The 21125-nt window shown below is 38.7% G+C and carries 17 protein-coding genes and 1 other RNA gene; 11 read left to right on the top strand and 7 right to left on the bottom strand.

The genetic code is table 11. The features are described from left to right. Positions 1 to 242 precede the first annotated feature (242 nt). Positions 243 to 1466 carry a peroxiredoxin family protein gene (locus tag QSE00_RS18680; protein WP_286107045.1) on the bottom strand — a complete coding sequence of 408 codons (1224 nt, stop codon included), beginning with the start codon at positions 1464 to 1466 and terminating at the stop codon, positions 243 to 245. A 201-nt stretch (positions 1467 to 1667) separates the two neighbouring features. On the opposite strand from QSE00_RS18680, the gene pheT reads away from it, so the two are divergent. Beyond that, complete coding sequence (pheT, locus tag QSE00_RS18675) at positions 1668 to 4094, top strand: phenylalanine--tRNA ligase subunit beta (protein ID WP_110358089.1); 2427 nt, start codon at positions 1668 to 1670, stop codon at positions 4092 to 4094. Here pheT and QSE00_RS18670 read toward each other — a convergent pair. Then, a complete protein-coding gene (locus tag QSE00_RS18670; RefSeq protein WP_286107044.1) occupies positions 4086 to 4652 on the bottom strand; it encodes a fasciclin domain-containing protein in 567 nt (188 codons plus the stop codon). The genes pheT and QSE00_RS18670 overlap by 9 nt on opposite strands. A gap of 225 nt (positions 4653 to 4877) precedes the next feature. On the opposite strand from QSE00_RS18670, the gene QSE00_RS18665 reads away from it, so the two are divergent. Beyond that, positions 4878 to 5624, top strand: coding sequence for a hypothetical protein (locus QSE00_RS18665; protein ID WP_286107043.1), 747 nt, complete (start codon positions 4878 to 4880; stop codon positions 5622 to 5624). A gap of 1427 nt (positions 5625 to 7051) precedes the next feature. Here the strand turns inward: QSE00_RS18665 and QSE00_RS18660 are convergent. Both QSE00_RS18660 and QSE00_RS18655 read right to left on the bottom strand, forming a co-directional pair. Next, entirely contained in the window at positions 7052 to 7297 is a 246-nt protein-coding gene (locus QSE00_RS18660; protein ID WP_286107042.1) for a hypothetical protein, read from the bottom strand. A 25-nt stretch (positions 7298 to 7322) separates the two neighbouring features. Continuing rightward, positions 7323 to 8951: an ABC-F family ATP-binding cassette domain-containing protein gene (locus QSE00_RS18655; RefSeq protein ID WP_110358085.1), complete on the bottom strand. Its 1629-nt coding sequence runs from the start codon at positions 8949 to 8951 to the stop codon at positions 7323 to 7325. Between the two features lie 173 nt (positions 8952 to 9124). Between QSE00_RS18655 and QSE00_RS18650 the strand changes: the two genes are divergently transcribed. After that, positions 9125 to 10513, top strand: coding sequence for a transaldolase (locus QSE00_RS18650; RefSeq protein ID WP_286107041.1), 1389 nt, complete (start codon positions 9125 to 9127; stop codon positions 10511 to 10513). A 172-nt stretch (positions 10514 to 10685) separates the two neighbouring features. Here the strand turns inward: QSE00_RS18650 and fsa are convergent, their stop codons facing one another. The 3 genes from fsa to ffs form a co-directional block, all read right to left on the bottom strand. Further along, positions 10686 to 11339 (bottom strand): fructose-6-phosphate aldolase, encoded by a 654-nt coding sequence (gene fsa / locus QSE00_RS18645; protein ID WP_110358083.1) that lies wholly within the window; start codon positions 11337 to 11339, stop codon positions 10686 to 10688. Positions 11340 to 11411: 72 nt separating this feature from the next. After that, positions 11412 to 12221 (bottom strand): SDR family oxidoreductase, encoded by an 810-nt coding sequence (locus QSE00_RS18640; protein ID WP_286107040.1) that lies wholly within the window; start codon positions 12219 to 12221, stop codon positions 11412 to 11414. A 115-nt stretch (positions 12222 to 12336) separates the two neighbouring features. Continuing rightward, an RNA gene (ffs, locus tag QSE00_RS18635) (signal recognition particle sRNA small type) lies at positions 12337 to 12435 on the bottom strand. A 203-nt stretch (positions 12436 to 12638) separates the two neighbouring features. Between ffs and QSE00_RS18630 the strand changes: the two genes are divergently transcribed. The 8 genes from QSE00_RS18630 to QSE00_RS18595 all read left to right on the top strand — a co-directional run bounded on the left by QSE00_RS18630 (position 12639) and on the right by QSE00_RS18595 (position 21042). Further along, complete coding sequence (locus QSE00_RS18630; RefSeq protein WP_286107039.1) at positions 12639 to 13679, top strand: glutaminyl-peptide cyclotransferase; 1041 nt, start codon at positions 12639 to 12641, stop codon at positions 13677 to 13679. A gap of 2 nt (positions 13680 to 13681) precedes the next feature. After that, positions 13682 to 14080 carry an acyl-CoA thioesterase gene (locus tag QSE00_RS18625; RefSeq protein WP_110358080.1) on the top strand — a complete coding sequence of 133 codons (399 nt, stop codon included), beginning with the start codon at positions 13682 to 13684 and terminating at the stop codon, positions 14078 to 14080. Between the two features lie 17 nt (positions 14081 to 14097). After that, complete coding sequence (locus QSE00_RS18620; RefSeq protein ID WP_286107038.1) at positions 14098 to 15684, top strand: hypothetical protein; 1587 nt, start codon at positions 14098 to 14100, stop codon at positions 15682 to 15684. An 84-nt stretch (positions 15685 to 15768) separates the two neighbouring features. Further along, the gene (locus QSE00_RS18615; protein WP_286107037.1) at positions 15769 to 16500 is read left to right on the top strand and encodes a LytR/AlgR family response regulator transcription factor; all 732 of its coding nucleotides are present in this window, start codon (positions 15769 to 15771) and stop codon (positions 16498 to 16500) included. 141 nt (positions 16501 to 16641) lie between these two features. Continuing rightward, positions 16642 to 17250, top strand: coding sequence for a hypothetical protein (locus tag QSE00_RS18610; protein WP_286107036.1), 609 nt, complete (start codon positions 16642 to 16644; stop codon positions 17248 to 17250). 104 nt (positions 17251 to 17354) lie between these two features. Next, the gene (locus tag QSE00_RS18605) at positions 17355 to 19421 is read left to right on the top strand and encodes a tetratricopeptide repeat-containing sensor histidine kinase (protein WP_286107035.1); all 2067 of its coding nucleotides are present in this window, start codon (positions 17355 to 17357) and stop codon (positions 19419 to 19421) included. Positions 19422 to 19445: 24 nt separating this feature from the next. Continuing rightward, positions 19446 to 20114, top strand: a complete 669-nt coding sequence (locus QSE00_RS18600) for a response regulator (protein WP_110358075.1) — start codon at positions 19446 to 19448, stop codon at positions 20112 to 20114. Between the two features lie 256 nt (positions 20115 to 20370). Continuing rightward, the gene (locus QSE00_RS18595; RefSeq protein WP_110358074.1) at positions 20371 to 21042 is read left to right on the top strand and encodes a hypothetical protein; all 672 of its coding nucleotides are present in this window, start codon (positions 20371 to 20373) and stop codon (positions 21040 to 21042) included. Positions 21043 to 21125: the final 83 nt, after the last annotated feature.

Raw genomic sequence — 21125 nt, 5'->3', positions numbered from 1 at the left:
ATTGAAGCCCTGGAAATAATTTAATCATTGGTTTTACTAAATTGCTCCTATTAATAAAAACTATTTATCAAAAAAAACACGACTGATCAAATTAATCCTAATTTTTTATTAAACACAACAATTATTCTTGATCCCCCATCATCCTATCAACAATTAAAAACCACTGGAACGCTTTGTATGCCCATTCACCTCCCGATTAATTTTTACGACTTAAGGTTCGCTTTTATTTGAACAAAATTCCTTTAAGCTTGGAGTAGCTGAAGTATAAAGTAGTGGAAATCTTTCTTAAAACTTTCGTAATTACTTCCTGTGGCCGGACCATTGAAACCCGTGTATATTTTTTGCACATCACCCTTTTTATCCACTATTATAGTAGTTGGGAAGGAAAGAACATGATTTAGCATTGGCAACTTTTTTTGTGCCATTTCCTTGTCTATACCACCATATTGGGCCAATAATATAGGGTATTGAACGCCTATTCTTTCCTTAAGTCTATCAATGGATTTATAGGCGGACTCCCTGGTTTTGGCATATTCGAAGGCAAGGGCCACAACAGCTATTTTTTCATTGGAGTGTTTTTTTAGATACTCTACCAGAAACTTGGTTTCATCCAAACAATTTGGGCACCAGGTCCCCATAATTTGAACTATGACCACCTTATCCTTAAAGGCGGGATCTGACAAGGACACTAAATTGCCATTGTAATCCGGAAACGAAAAGCTTAGTGTGTGATATCCTTTTTTTAAATAGGTCAAAGCTTCGGAATTGGGCAGCTCATAATTTTCATTCCTTTTTGCCCTGAAAAATTCCTTGGAATGGTTACCGGAATAAAACACTCCCACCATGGAGCTATCCGTAGTTTTGGCTTTGAACAAGTAGGCACGTGCACCGTCAAAGGTGGAGAACTTTACGGAATCCACACTATTGATGCCTTCCAGAAAACGATAATCGCCCGTAGTGGTCCTAAAAGTACCGGAAACCTTATCATCAACTTGTTTAAAGATACCTTTGGCCTTATAGCTTTCCCCTTCTTCAGGTATAAATTCCACTTCCCAGTCACCTGAAATATTGGTGTTTGGAATACCCTTACTTTTAAAGCGTTCCTTAATTCCATGGACAGCAATAAAGGGCAATACCCTGTCTTCGTTTTCCTTGATAAATTTACCACGTATCCCATGTGCCGTAAATTTTGCAGCCAAATATCCTTCAAAAACAGGCAATCTTATGATCACCGAATCTCCCTTCACCTTTATTTCATCGATATAAATAGTTTCATCGGCGTTGTACAGTTCCATTGTGTAGGTACCCCTTTCCACCTCCTTAAGCCTAAAATTGAAAGGTAAACTTTGGTCGTCGCCCACGGTTAATTGGGCCAACCAAATACCTTCTGCCAAAACACCTGTATTAAAGTCCCTACAGCCATTAAGCATTATAAATAGACCAAATATGAAGAAAATGCGCTTCATGTTAAATCATTAAAAATTAAACCAAGGGGGAAATTATCGGGCCTATCCACAGGTTGGTCCCGTGAATTGAAATGGGGGATTGAAAAAAATACCAAGTTAAGTAACAAAAAATTTTGGATAATAAAAAATAAAACATTCAATCAAATACGTATTGAATGTCTTCTAGCATTGTTTTATATTTGAGGTCTTTAAAAAAACTCGATGAAAATATCTTACAACTGGTTGAAGCAGTTTTTAAAAATTGACTGGGATTCTAATAGGACAGCTGAATTATTAACTGATCTAGGCCTGGAGGTTGAGGGTATTTCCCCTTTTGAATCTGTCAAAGGAGGATTGAAAGGTATCGTGGTCGGGGAAGTTTTAACCTGCATAAAACACCCAAACGCGGATAAACTAAAATTGACCACCGTAGATATAGGTCTAGAAGCTCCATTACAAATTGTCTGTGGCGCCCCCAATGTTGAGGCTGGCCAAAAAGTGGCAGTGGCTACCATAGGAACAACCTTGTATACGCCCGAAGGAGAGAAATGGGTGATAAAGAAAGGGAAAATTAGAGGTGAGGAAAGCCATGGTATGATCTGCGCCGAAGATGAACTGGGATTGGGCGAAAGCCATGATGGAATTATGGTACTCCCCGATGGCCTAAAAGTTGGAACGCCCTGTTCCGAAGTTTTCGAAATTGAAGTGGATGAGGTCTTTGAGATTGGTCTCACCCCAAACAGGGCCGATGCCATGAGCCACTTTGGAGTTGCAAGGGATTTAAAAGCAGGATTTAAGCAACTGGACATCCTAAAGGAATTGATTACTCCTCCAGTGACCAATTTTAATATTGTAAACCGATCATTAAAAATTGATGTTGAGGTAGTTAAAAGTGAACTGGCCCCTAGATATTGTGGTATAACCATTAGCAATCTAATTGTACAACCATCGCCAGACTGGCTTAAGAATAGATTGAGATCAATCGGAATTACCCCAAAAAACAATGTGGTGGACGCTACCAATTATGTATTGCACGAGTTGGGGCAGCCTTTACACGCCTTTGATGCCGCCAAGATAAAGGGGAACAAAATAGTGGTCAAAACGCTTCCCAAAGGAACCAATTTTATCACTTTGGATGGTGTTCAACGCAGCTTGGATGAAGAAGATCTTATGATCTGTGATACGGAAAAACCCCTCTGCATAGCCGGTGTCCTTGGAGGGCAGAATTCCGGGGTAACGGAAAGTACTAGTAGCATATTTTTGGAAAGTGCCTTCTTTAACCCAGTATCCGTGCGAAAAACGGCCAAGAGGCACAGTATAAACACAGATGCTTCCTTCCGTTTTGAAAGGGGGATTGATATTGATAATGTTGAATATTGCCTTAAACGGGCCGCCCTGCTTATCCACGAAATTGCAGGTGGTGATATTACCTCGGACATTGTAGATATATATCCAAAAAAGAAGGATGACTACCACGTGTTTTTAACTTTTGACAAAATAAATAAATTGATTGGTCAAGAAATACCTAAAGACACTATAAAATCCATTTTGGCCTCATTGGATATAAAGGTCAAGAACGTAACGGAATCCGGCCTGGGATTATCAATTCCTTTTTACCGAGTTGATGTTCAAAGGGAGGTAGACGTGATTGAGGAAATTCTTCGTGTTTTCGGCTATAATAATGTTGAGTTCAAAGAAAAACTAAACGCCTCCATAGCCCCTACTTCCAAGTTTGAGGATTATAAGATCCAAAACATTATAGGTAATTTTTTGGCTTCCAAAGGTTTTAATGAAATAATGGCCAATAGCTTAACCTCCCCCGCCTACAACAAATTGTCGGGAGATATAAAGGAAGAGCACACCATTTCCATGCTAAACCCCCTTAGTTCAGATTTATCCGTTTTGCGGCAATCTATGCTGTTCTCAGGTTTAGAGGCCATTGCCCACAACAGCAATAGGCAGATGCAAAACCTTAAAATATTCGAATTTGGAAAAACCTATCACCAATATCAGACCCAAAGAGAGGAAAAAAAGCATCTGAGCATTCTTGTCACTGGGAACAGATTGGAGGACACTTGGACCACACCACCCAAAAAGGCCGACTTCTTTTACCTCAAGGCCATTGTGGAAAATCTCCTGAATAGATTGGGACTGACCCAACTTATTTCCCAACCTAATTCCAGTGATATTCTATCGGAAGGGATAACCTTGCTTTTGGCCAATAGGCGAATTGTGAGCATTGGGGTCGTAAAGAAATCCATTTTAAAGGAATTTGATATTAAGGAAGAAGTGCTATTTGCGGATTTTGACTGGGATTATATCTTGGAAGCCATTGTGAACAGCAAAATAGTCTATACAGAGATTCCAAAATACCCTGAAGTGAAGAGAGACTACGCCCTTTTAGTAGATGAGCAGGTAAGTTTTAAACAGATTTATGATATAGCACTTCAGACTGAACGGAAATTTTTAACAAATGTGAACCTTTTCGATGTTTACAATGGCAAGAATTTACCAGAAGGCAAGAAGTCATATGCTGTAAGCTACACCTTACAGGATGAGAACGGTACCTTGACCGACAAACAGATAGATAAGATAATGAATAAGCTCCTACACCGCTATGAAAGCGAATTGGGAGCCGAATTAAGGTAGATTTGCCGCTGAAAGTATATTGGGCAGAATAACGCTGTCTATTTCATGAATAACCCCATTGCTTTGATTGGCATCGGCATTGGTGATTTTGGCCCTATTACCGGCCCTGTCCATGAGTACAATATCCAATCCGTCCATAGAGGCGAAAATTTTATCGCCCTGTACGGTCGTAAAACTTGCTTTGCCATTCCCGTTGCACAAAGCCTTCAAAATTTTTGAGGCGGTTATGTTGCCTGCAACAATGTGGTAGGTTAAAAGCGAAAAGAGTTCCTTTTTGTTTTCCGGCAATAATAATTCCTTCAAGTCTACTTGTGAGAGTTTTTTAAAAGCCAGATCTGAGGGCGCAAATACAGTAAACGGACCATCCTCGTTCAATATCTTGTCCAAATTGGCTGCCTTTACCGCTTCCAACAAAGTATAGTGGTGTCCAGAATCGGCGGTACTTTCTATTATTGAATTTTCTTTTTTTAAAAAACTATTTTCCTTGAACGACGTTTGGCCAAAACCAATGGAGGTAATCAAAAATAATAGAGCGCAAAAGGTCACATAGCTATTCATTGGTTCTAGGGCTTGGTAATGATAGTAAAAATCGACGAACGGTTAAATTCCTCGACAATATACAATATTCGATCTATTGTTTTAAAAAAAGTTATTAACTATATTTTTTAATACCACAATGCCAATATTTAGGCGGAAAAAACATCAAATTGCCATTTAGTTACCTTGTTTATTTCCAATTTTAACGGTTGAAATCTCGATCGAAAATCTTATTTCCTTAACTTTATGTCCATTGCTATAAATGAATATCAAATGTTATTGAGAAGGACCAATATTCAGGAAAAGCTTATTCTGGCAAAGCAAAGGGACAAGTCTGCCAATCAATTATTAAATGAGGTGTATCGTCTTTTGGCCGAAGATAGGGAAGCCCGGAAAAGAATTGGGACCAACCTTATAAGTAAGGACACAGTGATCTCCAATGCCTTTGATTTTGATCTATTGGAGACTGATAAAATTTACCATATTCGGCATATAAAAAAAATAGCGGTCGACTATAGGCTGCGTTTTTTGGATTCGCATTATTTTAAAGGTGCAATTCCTACGGATGCCATTTCCAAAATTAATAAACTGGAAAAAGTCCATAATTTGGAATTAAAGGGGTTTAAGATCCTGGCCCCCTCAAAGCTTTTCAAATTGGAAGATAGGGATGACCCCATTTTGTTTGCCCCGATCGGGAATGACCATTACTATTTAATCCACAAATGGGGCCGTGATCTGCATCCACTGCGAAAGATATTAATGTGGCCTTTCAAGAGCTTGGTAAATCTAATTGGCCTGATAGTGGGCATTAGTTATTTGGTTACCCTACTGGTCCCCAACGGGTTGTTCTCCAAGGAAGGTTCCAGCTTTCAATTTTGGGTGATTTTCCTATTTATGTTTAAATGTCTTGCTTCCATAGTAATATTTTACGGCTTTGCCATGGGCAAAAATTTCAATCCGGCCATCTGGAATTCCAAGTACAAAAAAACCTAGGGAAAAAATACTGCTGTCCAATCTGTTTTAGTCGGAAAACAATTCCATGGTAATACCGTCCAAATCAATTTAGCAACCAAGAGTTGTACGGGTTCTTTGGACAATGTTACATCGATATATGCACTTGGGCTTTGTGTGAGATCCAAAATCCTTAATAAATAATTGATTTCTTTAGTGTCCTTTGGCAGAACACAGGCCAAAAGGCCTTTATTTCCGGAAAAAGCTACCGATCTTACATCCAGGTCACAATTTAAGTCTTCCGCAAAAACAGTACGGATCAATCCCAAAAGTTGTGTGTGAATTACAAAAAGATATAATTTACTATCTCATTTTTGTGTCCTGTTCATTTTTTGCATCGCCCAAAAAACGAACCAAAAAACGCTAGGCTGATTTTAAATTTCTTTAAATCTACGCACTTTCCACTGCCCCGGCGTCCAGGCCGCTTTCACTTGGGTGAAATGCTCTATGGACGCCTTCCGCCTTCCAATGTGAAAACCACTTGATTTAAGACGAAATTGAAAATAGGCCGGTCCTTACGTTGCGTCAACCTTCATGTGGGGATAAGTCATTTTCCGTTATTAAAAACCTTTGGCATTGACATCAAGGTCCTTGATCCCTTTCCGTAAGCAAAGAACGATTAGCAATTAGCAATGATCTGTGTTCCTCGGCCAAAAGCTAGAAAGCAAATTAACACATTGACTCATTGCTACATTTTCAAATTTCCAAATTATCTCATTTTTGTGTCCTGTTCATTTTTTGCATCGCCCAAATGCGCAGCATTCATGAATACCATTAAAAATCAATAGACCAGCCGATGAATAAAAAACGACCAGGGCCGAACAACCAAGGTACGGGGTACCTTGTGGTTAGGAGGAGCCAGCTGTAGCCAAGGCAGGCTGATTTTAAATTTCTTTAAATCTACGCACTTTCCACGGCCCCGGCGTCCAGGCCGCTTTCACTTGGGTGAAATGCTCTATGGACGCCTTCCACCTTCCAATGTGGAAACCACTTGATTTAATACGAAATCGAAGATTCACGAAAACCTATAAAAAACAATAATAACCACTTAAGTAAATTGAAAATAGGCCGGTCCTTTCGTTGCGTCAACCTTCATGTGGGGATAAGTCATTTTCCGTTATTAAAAACCTTTGGCATTGCCCTCAAGGTCTATGGTTTGGTCGTTCTTCTTCCGTCGTGGAGATGGCATGGCCGTTAAGAATTATTGAAACCCTGGAAATAATTTAGGCCATGGCATCGGTCCTTAAAATCCAGAGATTTTAGAGACCACCTAGCGAAGAAGGGTCTTTTCTCCTGCCTGCCGGCAGGCAGGTTTGTTTAGCTCATGGCTGGTTATTTTCCTAATTATGTATTCGTGAACCGTAATATGGGCACTGCAGTCCTCCTCGGGTTTATAAAACCCCATTTTGTCACCATTCCTGTAGTATAGTTTTGGCTGAGGCATTTTTTTCAAAATCGCCATTGTCCGGATCAACGTCAATTCCATTCGGATCGGCTTTTAAAAAAGCCGTTTTCAAAACCCCGTCTTTTTGAAGTAGTACGGTATAGTTGGCCAATAGGCTTGGAGCATCGTCACTCTTTTCCCCAACGCCTTCCTCGGAACAACCCACGGTAAGACATGCAATAAACATCCATAGGTAGAGATAGGTTTTCATTATGTAAGAATTGGGTCCTACAAAACTACACTGGAACGGCGTACATTTTGTTGCGCTGTTCCTTTATGGTCTTATCGGACATATAATCATCAAACGTCAAATACCTATCAATATTACCTTTAGGAGTCAATTCTATTACCCTATTCGCTACAGTTTCGGCAAACTCGTGATCATGGGTCGTAAAGAGAACAGTGCCTTTAAAGTTCTTTAAGGAATTATTGAAAGTGGTTATACTCTCCAGGTCCAAATGGTTGGTAGGCTCATCCAACATAACTACATTGGCCCTCATTAGCATCATTCTACTCAACATACAACGTACTTTCTCCCCTCCGGACAATACCGTACATTTTTTCAATGCCTCTTCACCGCTAAACAACATTTTTCCCAAAAACCCCCTGATATTAACTTCTTCCCTTTCTTCTTCTGTTTTGGCCCATTGCCTTAACCAGTCCACAAGATTGATATCTTCTGTAAAGAAGGAGGCATTATCTGCAGGTAGGTATGATTGGTTGGTAGTTACCCCCCATTGAAAGGAACCACTGTCCGCCTTTCTATTCCCATTAATAATCTCGTAAAATGCCGTTGTGGCCCTTGAATCCCTGGAAATTATAGCCACTTTATCGCCTTTGGCCAAATTGATATTGACATCCTGAAATAAAATTTCACCCTCCTCCGTTGAAGCGGACAACTTTTCCACGTTCAATATCTGATCTCCTGCCTCCCTTTCTCTGTCAAAAATAATGGCTGGGTATCGTCTGCTTGAAGGCTTGATGTCCTCAATTTTTAATTTGGACAACATTTTCTTTCTGGAAGTGGCCTGTTTGCTCTTTGCCACGTTGGCACTGAACCTTTGAATAAACTCTTGTAATTCCTTGGCTTTTTCTTCTGATTTTTTGTTCTGTTGTGCCCTTTGTCTTGCCGCCAATTGACTGCTCTCATACCAAAATGTATAGTTCCCCGAGTATAAGTTCATTTTCCCGAAATCTATATCCCCAATATGCGTACAAACAGAATCCAAAAAGTGCCTATCGTGCGAAACTACAATAACCGTATTCTCATAATCGGCTAGGAAGTTCTCCAACCAATTGATGGTTTCATAATCCAGGTCGTTGGTAGGCTCATCCATGATCAATACATCCGGATTGCCGAACAAGGCCTGGGCCAATAAAACCCTAACCTTGAGTTTGGAATCCAAATCGCCCATTAAGGTGTAATGGAATTCCTCCGTAATTCCCAAATTGGACAACAGGGCTGCAGCATCGCTATCGGCATTCCAACCATTCATTTCCTCAAATTGCACTTGCAGCTCCCCTATTCTATCCGCATTCTCGTCACTATAATCTGCATAAAGGGCGTCGATCTCCTTCTTTATCTTGAACAAAGGCTTATTGCCCATGACAACACTCTCCAAAACCGTATATTCATCATAGGCATTGTGATTTTGTTCCAAGATAGACATCCTTTTTCCTGGCTCCAAGTGAACATGGCCGGATGTAGGATCTATTTGTCCCGAAAGAATTCGTAAAAATGTGGACTTTCCCGCTCCATTGGCACCAATAATACCATAACAATTACCTTGTGTAAAGGATACGTTTACTTCATCAAAAAGAACCCTTTTTCCAAATTGCACAGATAAATTTGATACTGACAGCATATAATATGTTTTAAATTTTGTGCAAAAATAACAAAAATAAACCCGTTCAAGCAACTATATTTCAACGGTTACAGATGTCATTTTAACTAAGGAACAATAGTTTTAACTCACAATTAACAGCCTGTATCTCTTGAGTTTATTAGATTTGTTCACTATAAAGTAGCTATTCTCATATGAATAAACCTTTACTATATTCTTTTCTTATTGCATTAGTTGGTTGCAGTACGATAGAAAAAAAATCCCCTGGTGCATTCTTTGCTGGTGAAATTGTAAATCCCACAAGCGAATATGTTGTACTTTTTAAAGACGATATTGTTGTGGATTCAGCCAAACTTAATGACGAAAATAGATTCGTTATACAGCTGGATACTGTTGTGGAAGGTCTATATCATTTTGACCATAGTCCCGAATTACAGTACGTTTATCTTGAAAGGGGCGATAGTTTAATGATCCGTTTGAATACGGAGGACTTTGACGAATCATTAATATTTTCCGGGAGGGGCGAAGAAATAAATAATTTTCTTGTGGAGTTCTTTTTAAGTACGGAATCAGAGCCTGCCATAGTTTATTCCTTTTCCCAACTTGATCCGGTGGACTTTTCCCGTAAACTGGATTCCATAAAGGCAATTAAATTAAACACCCTCAACGAGCTGGTAACGGAAGTAAACCTGTCCACAAAAGCAGAGGATATGGCCAAGGCCAGTATAGACTACAATTATTACATCTACAAGGAAAAGTACCCGTTCTGGAACATGAGGAGAACAAGAAAAAACACCCTCCCTGATCTTCCGGACAATTTTTATGATTATAGGAATAAGATAGACTACAACAATGAAAATCTATCCTATCACAGATACTACTACAATTATATGAAGACGCATTTTAATAATTTATCCTATATGGGATGTTATACAAAATGCGAGGATGCACACTATAATATCATTAAGAACAAATTACATTTTAACCAACACAAGTTAAAGCTGATAGACAGTTTGGTTACGGAAAAGGACCTAAGGGATAATCTATTCAGAAATGTTGCCATAGACTATCTAATAAATGTACATGATACTGATGAAAACAATAGGATCTTTATAAGCGACTTTCACAGACGTTCCGGGAACAACAGGCACAGTGCCGAAATAGAAGCCATTTATCAAGGGGTAAACAATCTGCAGCCTAGTAATAAATTGCCTAATATTTCAGTTTTCAATACGGATGGAACTTTGGTGACCCTACAGGAAATAGCCGAAAAAGAGAAAAATACCGTGTTTTATTTTTGGTCCGGGACCCAAAGATCCAACTTTGAAAATGTCCTTAGGCGTGTGGCACAGCTCTCCAAAAACAGGCCAGAGTTTACTTTTATTGGAATAAATTGCAACACGGACGCCCTAAGGTGGCAATCATTGCTGAGTACCAATCAATTGGATACCGAAAAGCAATTCCGTACCGATGATTTTGAAAATCTAAAAAATGCTTTGGTAATAGGAGGCCTCAATAAGGGCATTATAACCAAAAATGGTCTTATTGTAGACGGATTTGCTGATCTATATAGCAGTTTTTAACATACCTTCCCATTGCAAATAATGGATCCTTCGGCCCAAGAACATCCCGATCATTAATTCCAATAATCCTTTTTTCTTTATCCTTACGGTTAAAACAGAATATTAAGAACAACAAAGCCTCTTTTGTCCCATGGACCAAAGAGGCTTTGTACTATTTGGAATCGTGGAAAAACTAGTTCCCTTTTTGGTAGTCTTCCAAAAACTTGGCCAGCCCACTATCGGTTAAAGGGTGTTTTAACAAACCTTCAATGGCCGACAAAGGTCCGGTCATAACATCGGCGCCAATTTTGGCACAATCTATCACATGCATGGTGTGTCTTACCGAAGCCGCCAATATTTGGGTATCAAACTCATAATTATCATATATGTGCCTAATCTCAGAGATCAAGTTTAGACCGTCCGTTGAAATATCATCCAACCTACCAATAAATGGAGAAACATAGGCTGCTCCAGCTTTAGCGGCCAACAATGCCTGCCCACAGGAAAATACCAAAGTACAATTGGTCCTTATTCCCTTGTCGGCAAAATATTTTATAGCCTTGATTCCGTCCTTTATCATAGGAACTTTAACTACGATTTGCCCATGCAGTTCTGCCAATTCCTCACCCTCCTTGATCATACCTTTCAAATCAGTGGAAATAACCTCGGCAGATACATCGCCATCCACAATATTACAGATATCTACATAGTGCTTCAAAATATTGTTTCTTCCGGTAATACCTTCCTTGGCCATTAGGGAAGGATTAGTGGTTACCCCATCCAATACTCCTAATTCCTGGGCTTCTTTTATCTGTGCCAAATTGGCTGTGTCAATAAAGAACTTCATGTTAATTGCTTTTTAAATTATTAATTTTAAAGATATTGCCTTTTTGCATGTCTATCTTTGAGTCACGCAAAATTACAATTTATAATGGTTCATCAATAGTTTCTCATATACTTTGTCCGGTAATATTTTTTTAAGAAATAAGGAGAACTTTTGCATAAACTGTCCTACCTTATAATGGACTTTAGGTTTTTTTGTATTGATTATTTCATATACCATATAGGCTACCATCATGGGGTCTTGACCACTATCCACATGCTCGTTCATCATTTTCAAGGTACTTCCATAAGATTCCTTGTAGGCCGAGTCCTCCAATATTGGGGCATGGTAACGACCAGAGGCTATATTGGTAGCAAAGTCACCTGGGGCCAAATTGGTTATGTTCACCCCAAATCCTTTTACTTCCATTCTCATTGCCTCCATAACCAGCTCCAATGCTCCTTTGCTGGCAGAATAAATACCCCTGTACGGTAAGCCCATATACCCTGCTATGGATGTAATGTTGATGATCAAGCCCTTTTTCTGTTGCCTCATATGCGGTAAGACCTCTTTGGACATATGCAGGGGGCCATTAAAATTGGTATCGAACGCCTTTAATATCTCTTCCTGTGGCGTTTCCTCTATTGGACCCGTAATTCCAATACCTGCATTGTTTATCAGAATATCCAATCTTCCTTCCCTTGCCATTAGATCCGAAATGGCAGTTGCTATACTTTCCTGATTTCTCACATCCAATTCCAATAGTTCAAAGTCGGTAAAATCAGCATGTCCCGCCACCCGTCTTGTTGTTCCGTATACTTTAAAACCTTTGGACTTTAAATAAATCCCGATCGATTTTCCAATGCCAGAAGAACCTCCGGTAATCAGTACAACCCTTTGTTCCATTAATAGAAAATTAAGGATGCAAATTAACAAATAAATAAGGAATCGGAAGGCTTATAAAAATGATATCTACGCCAAATAGCTCAAAAAAGAAAAAAACTTCACTATAGGGTACAAAAAATGGCAAGCTACCTACATCGCACCGCTACAACCATATACCCTTGCTGCGTTCCCACCCTGGGGGATTCTACAGGAGCTGGTCGTGTAGGACTTGCCGATGCAAATATACAATCTTTTAATTTTTTTGCAATCGTTTTCAGGTCTTAATTTTATTAAATATCTTGCCTTATAAAGTTGCCAAATCCATTTCGGGATAGCGGGTTGATTTTAAGACAACTAAATAAAAATTGAAAAAATAATTGTTCGGCCCAGGCACTTTACCTACTAGGATTATATTATAAATTATACCCTTATTAAAAAATGAACACCTTAAAACTAAACCTATTCTTCATAATCCCCCTGTTCTTTTTGGCCTGTGACGGCACCACCAATCCATCTAAACTCTTCGAGATTCAGCTGGAAGGAAACCGGACTGAATTTCAAAAAAATCAGGTAGTTGGTGTTTCTGTCAAAAATCTCAAAAATAAAGAAATAGAACAGATCACCTATACATTGGACAATAAGGAAATTGCCCTGAACAACAATAAAATTACCTTGGACCAATTGGAACTCGGAGCAAAAACCTTGACCGCCAACATTCGTTTCGATGGCGAAACCGTTGAAGTGTCCAAAGGAATTAAATTGTTGGCGGAGCACGCCCCAGAGATCTACACCTACGAAATCCTCAACGAATTCCCCCATGACAGGGACGCCTATACCCAAGGATTGGAATTTTATAAGGATACATTATATGAAAGTACGGGTAAAAAAGGAAAATCCTCTTTAAGGCAGGTGAATTATAAAACAGGGGAAATCCTAAAGAAAATAGACTTGGACGACACTTATTTTGGGGAGGGCATCACTATTTTAAACGATAAAATTTATCAACTCACCTGGCAAAGTGGCGTTGGATTTATTTACGACCGTAGGGATTTTAAGAAAATAGATAGTTTTAAATATAACCAAAGTAAGGAAGGATGGGGTTTATGCAACGATGGCAACAAAATTTTCAAAAGTGATGGCACCGAGAAAATCTGGTTTTTAAACCCTGAAACCATGGCAGAAGAAGGGCATTTTGAAACGGTAACCAACACCTCCATATTCAATAAGGCCAATGAACTGGAATATGTAGATGGAAAAATATATGCCAATGTCTATCAAAAGGAAAGTATGATGATCATTGATGCCAAAAGTGGCGCCATTGAAGGCGTTATAAATTTTGGCGGCCTAAAGGAAAGGGTTACCCAGCACCAGAATCTTGACGTACTTAATGGGGTAGCCTATCATCCAGAAAGAAAGACCTTCTTCGTTACCGGAAAAAACTGGGACAAATTATTTGAGGTAAACATCCTTAAAAAGTAACTATGGAAATTTTTGAAAAAACCATAAAGGTGGTAGAAGATGATCTGGATGACCTGAACCACGTTAACAATGTACGATATGTACAATGGATGCAGGATATTGCCAAGGAACATTGGCAGGCCAAAGCCCCTAAAGATTTGATCAACACTACGGTCTGGGTGGTATTGACCCATCATATAACATACAAAAGTGCCGCAAAATTGGACGATGTAATTTTAATAAAAACCTATATAGATAAAACCAAAGGCCCCGTAAGTGTTAGGATTGTTGAAATGTACAACAAAGAAAGCAACCAATTGCTTGTCAAATCCAAAACCGAATGGTGTTTGTTGAACTCCGAAACCTTTAAACCTATGAGAATATCTCCGGAAATAGAAGGTATATTTCTCACCCAAACCTAAATATCCATATAAAATCCGTGCTAAAGACTTTTTGTATTCTCTCTACCCTTGTTCTACTCCTATTATTTTTCTCATGTAGGACGGACTTCGATTATACCAAAAGTAACGGTACATTGGAATTTTCCAAGGACACTGTTTATTTGGATACTATTTTCAGCAACATTGGCAGTAGTACCTACTCCTTAAAGGTGTATAACCGCAGCTCAACCGATATCAGCATCCCAACTATCCAGCTCAAGAATGGGGACAATAGCAAGTACCGCTTAAATGTGGATGGGGAAGCTGGACAATCATTTAGGGACATCCCTTTGTTCGCCCAAGATAGCCTATACATCTTTGTGGAAACCACTGCGGATATCGCCAATACGGAGGCCAAGGAATTTTTACATACCGATGCCATTCAATTCGACAAGGATACGCATTTGCAAGAAGTTCAATTGGTTACCCTGATAAGGGACGCCATTTTTTTATACCCCAAAAGGTCCGTGAACGGGCAACGGGAGACCATTGTTCTTGATATTAAGGAATCTGGGGAAGAAATTAAAGTCGAAGGTTTCCCACTAAGAACAGATCAGCTCAACTTCACTAAAGACAAACCCTATGTTATATACGGCTACGCTGTTGTTCCACCAGGTAGGACCTTAAGCATGGAGGCCGGTACACGTGTGCATTTCCACAAAGATTCAGGAATACTGATAAAAGAAAATGCTTCCCTTCACATTAACGGTAAATTAAGCGAGGACCGGGACGTACTGGAAAATGAAGTTGTTTTTGAAGGAGATCGCCTAGAACCCAACTATACCGATGTTCCGGGACAATGGGGATCCATATGGCTTTCCAAGGGTAGCATACATAACCAAATAGAATACCTCACTATTAAAAATGCTACGGTGGGCATTCTTGTCCAGGGCGACAATACTCTTGAGGAAACTACTTTATCCATAAAGAATTCCCAAATCTACAATAGCGAAAATGTAAACCTTTGGGCTAAAACAGCTGTAATTAGAAGTGAAAATCTGGTTTTGGGAAGTGCAGGAAACATATCCCTTTACTGCAACCTAGGGGGAGATTACAGCTTTATCCATGCAACCATAGCCAACTATTGGAAATACGGATTCCGCTCTAGTGCGGCCCTACGCTTGGACAATTCCAATTCGGACGGTAGCAGTTCTTATGACCTAGTAAGGGCCGACTTTAACAATTGCATCATATACGGAAGTAATCAGAACGAATTGGACCTAAGTGAAGATAAAAACTCAGTGTTTAATTATTACTTTGAAAACTGTCTCTTAAAGTTAAAGAACAGTTCTGAAAATGATCTATTCAATTTCAGCGATACAGCCCATTATAATAATATGCTACTAAATTTGGATCCCCTATTTGCCTCTCCCACATCCAATAGTTTTTTGGTCAAGGAAAATTCAGTTGCCATTGGAGCAGGAAATCTGGCTACGGCACAGATGGTTCCCTTAGATATTTTAGGCGCGGGCCGTACCAAAAATCCAACACTTGGCGCATATGAAGTCATTATCCCAGAATTAAATAGTATTATACATCATACAATGAAGGAAAATTCCTTCAAATTTCAATTATTTTGCCAATAAAATGAAAACCCTAGTTTTTCTAAGGTTCAAATACCCCCCTTTGCTACGGGGTATCGTTAAATTGCCTTAAAATCATCTGAAATTATGGAATATACCTATACCATTTTGGACTCTGATGCCCAATCCAATTTACAGCTTCAACATTATATGGAAGAATATGGTGAATTTTATTGTTCAGGAGTAGCCACGAACAGTGTAGATGGTCTGAATGGTATACTTAAAAAATCTCCGGATGTTGTTTTCATCCATTTGAATGAAAAGGCCCATGAGTATTTTCATATGATTATGGAAATGCATCAATATTTAAAGGAAATTCCCATTTTCATCGGATTTTCGAAAACGAAGCAGTTTGCGTTTGAAGCCTTAAAATGTCATTTTTTTGATTATTGGTTATTGCCTTATAACGAATTCGACATTAGAAAGACCCTCTTAAGGTTAAAATTAAAAACCCCCAAGGAACAGGAGCCCAAAACACTTTTACTTCAGTCCTATAAGGATTATCGGTATATAAATACCCAAGAAATCATGTATTTACAGGCCGATAACAATGCCACCGACTTTTTTATGAAAGACGGTAGTACTATAAGTGCTTTTAAAACGTTAAAGACTTTTGAGAACAATTTACCTACGAATTTCGTAAGGGTTCACCAGAGCTATATTATAAATATCGACTTCGTCTCTAGGATCAATTATGGTAAAGGGCTGTGCACATTAAAGCATGACAAACTACAATTACCCTTTTCCAAATCCTACAAAAGTAACATTGACAATCTAAAGAAAGTGTTGTCCAAAAACACTATTTCTGCCCTTAATTAAACAAATTCTCACAAAAACGGTACGCTCACTAATAGAACTCCCACCTATACTAAAGATAATTCCTACATAATTTTTTCATGTCTTTTCATTGTTAATTTGGCACTAGATATAAACCTTATTAACCCTCGAAAACCACTAAAAATGAAAAGATTATTATCTATGTTTGCCGTAGTACTTCTTAGTATCGGCTTATTTGCCATGGGAATCCAAGAAAATTTTCCAACTATTGACAATGCAGTTGCCACTGATGGCGATAGTGTTCCAAAGGAACGAAGGGACCCTCCCAAAGCTACCATTGACTTCCAATACAATGACAATGCAGTTGCCACCGATGGCGACAGTGTTCCAAAGGAAAGAAGGGACCCTCCAAAGGCCACCGATAATTTCCAATACAATGACAATGCAGTTGCCACCGATGGCGACAGTGTGCCAAAGGAAAGAAGGGACCCTCCAAAGGCTACCGATAATTTCCAGTACAATGACAATGCAGTTGCCACAGACGGTGACAGTGTGCCAAAGGAAAGAAGGGACCCTCCAAAGGCTACCGATAATTTCCAGTATAATGACAATGCAGTTGCCACAGACGGTGACAGTGTGCCAAAGGAAAGAAGGGACCCTCCAAAGGCATCAATCGATTTCCAGTACAATGACAACGCGGTTGCAACCGATGGTGATAGTGTACCAAAGGAAAGAAGGGACCCTCCCAAGGCAACAACTGATTTTCAAAAGGTTAACAGCGCTATTGCATAAGCCAAAGGAGATAAGTTCAGGAGCCAAAAGGTTCAAGTTACTTCTATAAAATATAAAGCCCTAAACAAATTTGTTTAGGGCTTTTTTTTTATCTTTCCACCTTCATGGAGAAAAAAGTCAATTATAAATTCTTGTTCTTATTAATGATTTTCCTACAGCTGATGCATGTCAGTTGCAGGGATGCTTCCTTTCGCTCAAAAGATTCAGGAGCACTTCCATCCAACGACAGTATCACCCACTGGTTGTCGCAAGAAAATAGTAATTCCAACGAGGAATATCGTCAAAATCTTTCCAAGGCCTTTGATTTAGCCTTGCAAGAAAAAAATGACTCCCTTAAATCGAAACATTTTTCTAGAATATCCTATTATTATGCATTGTTAGGGGACTCTTTACAATTTAGACGTTCCAATAACTTAGCTCTATCCCTGTCCAAAAAAATTAGAGATTCCAATGCCCTGGCCAATAATCACTGGGATCTTGGTTCCTTTTTGGAAGATAATGGCTTACAAGATAGTGCCTATTATCATTATGTAGAGGCCGAGAAAATATTCAAATCCTTAAAAGATAACTATTCTACCGGTAGAGTTTTATATAATTTGGCCAGGATACAATCCAATATCAAGGATTACACGGCCAGTGAAGTCACTACCATTGAAGCCATTGAGTTCTTTAAACCCTTGGACAAATATTATCAATTATATTTATGTTATAATAACCTGGGTTCGGTCACCAACGCTTTAAAAGAATACGAGAAGGCTTTGGAATATTACCAAAAGGCCCTATTCTATTTGGACAAAACAGATAGGTCCGATCAAACGCGCTTTAACATTATTAACAACATAGGTAAAGTATATCTTGATAAAGGCGAATACAACACGGCCGTTGAAACATTTAAAAAAGTAATTAATACAGATAACATATACCATTTTGATACACGATTGTATGCTATAGCACTTTCAAACTATGCGAACAGTAAAAACAAACTAGGGGACACCACCGAAGTACTTTCCACTTTTAAAAAAGCCTTAAGAATTAAGGATAGTATCCATGACCCAAGAAGTTTAGCCAATACCCTTTTCGAAATATCAAATTACTATTTGAGTCAGAAAGATACAGCGATGGCCTTACAGTACGCCTTAAGATCCAAAATGGTCTCTGAACAGACCGGGAACAATTTTAGGCTACTCGAATCCCTGGAGCATATGGCAAGACTGGACCCCATACATGCGGCCCGTTACACTCAGGAATACATTAGATTAAACGACAGCCTGCTTCGAGAGGAACGAACCACGAGAAATAAATTTACAAGGATTCGGTTCGAAACGGATGAATTTATTGAACAAAATGAACTACTGACCCGGCAGCGCCAATTATGGATAGGGATAGCCATTGCCCTATTTGTTCTTGCAGCATTTATATTGATTACCATAGATCAACGCCGTAAAAATCAAAAATTGAGATTTGAACAGGCACAGCAGAAGGCCAATCAGGAAATATTTAATTTATTACTGGCCCAAAACAAAAAGGTAGAAGAAGGTAAACAACTGGAAAAGAAACGGATTTCAGAGGAGTTACATGACGGTATTTTAGGGCAAATGTTGGGTATCCGTTTAATTCTTTCCGGACTTAACAATAAAACCGATTCCGATTCCGTTCTAAAACGCAGTGACCTACTTAAAAAATTACAAGGTTTGGAGGAAGAAATCCGTACAATTTCCCATGAATTAAGCAGAGCATCGCAAGAAAAAATTCATAACTTTATAGTGTCCATTGAAGAATTGGTCAAAACAATTCAAGATTCCTCTAAAATAAAATGTCATTTTAAGTACGACAACAGAATAGATTGGGACCAATTAAAGGGCGATATAAAAATTAACATATATAGAATAGTACAGGAAAGTTTACAGAATTGTATAAAACATGCAAAGGCTACTAAGGTGGACCTACTGTTCGAATCCGAAAAGGAGCATGTACGAATTATAGTATTGGACAACGGCGTTGGTTTTGACCAAAAGAAGGGAAAAAGAGGAATAGGACTTAAAAACATTAATTCCCGATTGGAAAAGTTGAATGGCACTTATGACATCCACAGTAAAATTGGACAGGGGACAAAGGTAATCGTTACCATCCCATGTGTTATGGAAGAACAGGCGGAACCTCTATCTGTCTAATAGATTATTTTAATTGATAATAGCATGAGAACTTTAAGAGTCTTAACGGTGGATGATCATGAAATGATTACTACTGGATATAAATATCTTTTGGAGGCTGCCGAATTTGAAGAATTTCAGATAAAGGTGGAAGCGGCCAATACTTTTGAAATTGGAAAACAAAAAATAGAGGATTCGGCCAGATCTTTCAAATATGACCTTTTATTGTTGGATGTACAATTAACAGAAACCCATTTGGAGGAACCCCGAACCGGAGAGGACCTAGGTATTTTCGCTAGAAAGATAATCCCCGATACAAAAATTGTATTCATGTCCTCATTCAGTGATAATTACAGAATAAACAGTATTCTAAAGAATGTGAACCCCGATGGCTATATGGTGAAATCCGAAGTGGATGAGAAATCCCTTATTGCCATGGTCAGAGGCGTAATCAGTTCACCCCCCTATTATAGTCAGAAAGCCTTGATGGCCATTAGAAAAAAAGTGTCCAATGATCTTTTATTGGACGATAATGACAAAAAAATACTCTATCATGTTTCCATTGGCACCAGAACAAAGGACATGGTAGATTTTATAAACTTGTCGCTGGCAGGGATAGAAAACAGAAAAAGACAGCTAAAGGTGATTTTTGGTGTAGAAAAACAAAACGACTTGGCCCTGGTCCATGAAGCACGAAACAGAGGATTTCTGTAGTCAAATCCTTGCTGTTTTTTCCACTTTATCAGCCCTTTTTAACTTTACTGTCCAGAATTGCCAAAAAATATTGTCAGACACCTTTATTGTACTCCATTTAAGACGTTGAACACACCTCTTTACCATTCAACGTATACTTTTTCGACGAATACACCCTAATTACATTAAAACCTTATTTTTTCTAAGGTTTTTATCGAATTAAGGACAAAGCATTAGCCTAATTTTGACACAAGTTTGTTAATTAATTACTTTTAGGATGTCTAAATCGGGAAACGAATTTTTCAATAATCCAAAAATTGGAACACAAAGCACCGACCATATTATTGGTTTGGAAGCTTTTAGAAGAAGTTTGGAAAAGCATTTTTTTGCAGAGGTCAGTATCGGTAATTACGGCCCAAAGGAAGAGTCCGCCAATTTGATCATAGACCTTAGATGCAACCTAAGTCTGGATGAAGCATTATTTTATATAAATAAGCCATCACCTTGCAACGGTCCCCCAAAAAAATCCGATGAGGAAAAGACGATATTATTCCTATTGGCCTATTCCGAACTTAAAGAACTGAACGGAATTACCATAGATATAAGTGAACTAACCATATCATTGACAGACACTACCATACTCATCAGCAAAATTTACGATCAGAGTATTGTGGACCAATTGGAAAATATCTTTACGGAACTCATCAACCACAAGGTATACTATACAAAAGGGCTGAGTGAGACCCCCTTCGAAGTATTTATTCCCGTATTTGAAGAGGATACCCTGGAGAGCGATGCCAAATTAAAAAATATTGTTTCAGACAACAACACTACTAACGACTATTTTGGATTTTGGGGAATGTATTATGACCAAACCGAAGAAGCGGGCATTTATGACCTAAACTCCAAAACCATTATCTTTGGAGACATTCAAATTCTTAGTGAATAAGGAATTTGGTCATAAAAAAAACTGTCCAAAAAGTAACGAAGTCTAAATATTAAAAACCTGACCGTATTTCTTTCTGGACAGCA

The organism is Arenibacter flavimaris, assembly GCF_030291335.1.
GTDB lineage: Bacteria > Bacteroidota > Bacteroidia > Flavobacteriales > Flavobacteriaceae > Arenibacter.
This window is presented reverse-complemented; position numbering and strand designations above follow the sequence as displayed.

Excerpts from the sequence above, each read along its gene's own strand:
- QSE00_RS18595 (WP_110358074.1), top strand. The coding sequence starts at position 20,371 with ATGTCTAAATCGGGAAACGAATTTTTCAATAATCCAAAAATTGGAACA.
- QSE00_RS18670 (WP_286107044.1), bottom strand. The coding sequence starts at position 4,652 with ATGAATAGCTATGTGACCTTTTGCGCTCTATTATTTTTGATTACCTCC.
- QSE00_RS18680 (WP_286107045.1), bottom strand. The coding sequence starts at position 1,466 with ATGAAGCGCATTTTCTTCATATTTGGTCTATTTATAATGCTTAATGGC.
- QSE00_RS18625 (WP_110358080.1), top strand. The coding sequence starts at position 13,682 with ATGGAAATTTTTGAAAAAACCATAAAGGTGGTAGAAGATGATCTGGAT.
- QSE00_RS18655 (WP_110358085.1), bottom strand. The coding sequence starts at position 8,951 with ATGCTGTCAGTATCAAATTTATCTGTGCAATTTGGAAAAAGGGTTCTT.
- QSE00_RS18615 (WP_286107037.1), top strand. The coding sequence starts at position 15,769 with ATGGAATATACCTATACCATTTTGGACTCTGATGCCCAATCCAATTTA.
- QSE00_RS18600 (WP_110358075.1), top strand. The coding sequence starts at position 19,446 with ATGAGAACTTTAAGAGTCTTAACGGTGGATGATCATGAAATGATTACT.
- QSE00_RS18650 (WP_286107041.1), top strand. The coding sequence starts at position 9,125 with ATGAATAAACCTTTACTATATTCTTTTCTTATTGCATTAGTTGGTTGC.
- QSE00_RS18665 (WP_286107043.1), top strand. The coding sequence starts at position 4,878 with ATGTCCATTGCTATAAATGAATATCAAATGTTATTGAGAAGGACCAAT.
- pheT (WP_110358089.1), top strand. The coding sequence starts at position 1,668 with ATGAAAATATCTTACAACTGGTTGAAGCAGTTTTTAAAAATTGACTGG.
- QSE00_RS18630 (WP_286107039.1), top strand. The coding sequence starts at position 12,639 with ATGAACACCTTAAAACTAAACCTATTCTTCATAATCCCCCTGTTCTTT.
- QSE00_RS18660 (WP_286107042.1), bottom strand. The coding sequence starts at position 7,297 with ATGAAAACCTATCTCTACCTATGGATGTTTATTGCATGTCTTACCGTG.
- QSE00_RS18605 (WP_286107035.1), top strand. The coding sequence starts at position 17,355 with ATGGAGAAAAAAGTCAATTATAAATTCTTGTTCTTATTAATGATTTTC.
- QSE00_RS18610 (WP_286107036.1), top strand. The coding sequence starts at position 16,642 with ATGAAAAGATTATTATCTATGTTTGCCGTAGTACTTCTTAGTATCGGC.
- QSE00_RS18640 (WP_286107040.1), bottom strand. The coding sequence starts at position 12,221 with ATGGAACAAAGGGTTGTACTGATTACCGGAGGTTCTTCTGGCATTGGA.
- fsa (WP_110358083.1), bottom strand. The coding sequence starts at position 11,339 with ATGAAGTTCTTTATTGACACAGCCAATTTGGCACAGATAAAAGAAGCC.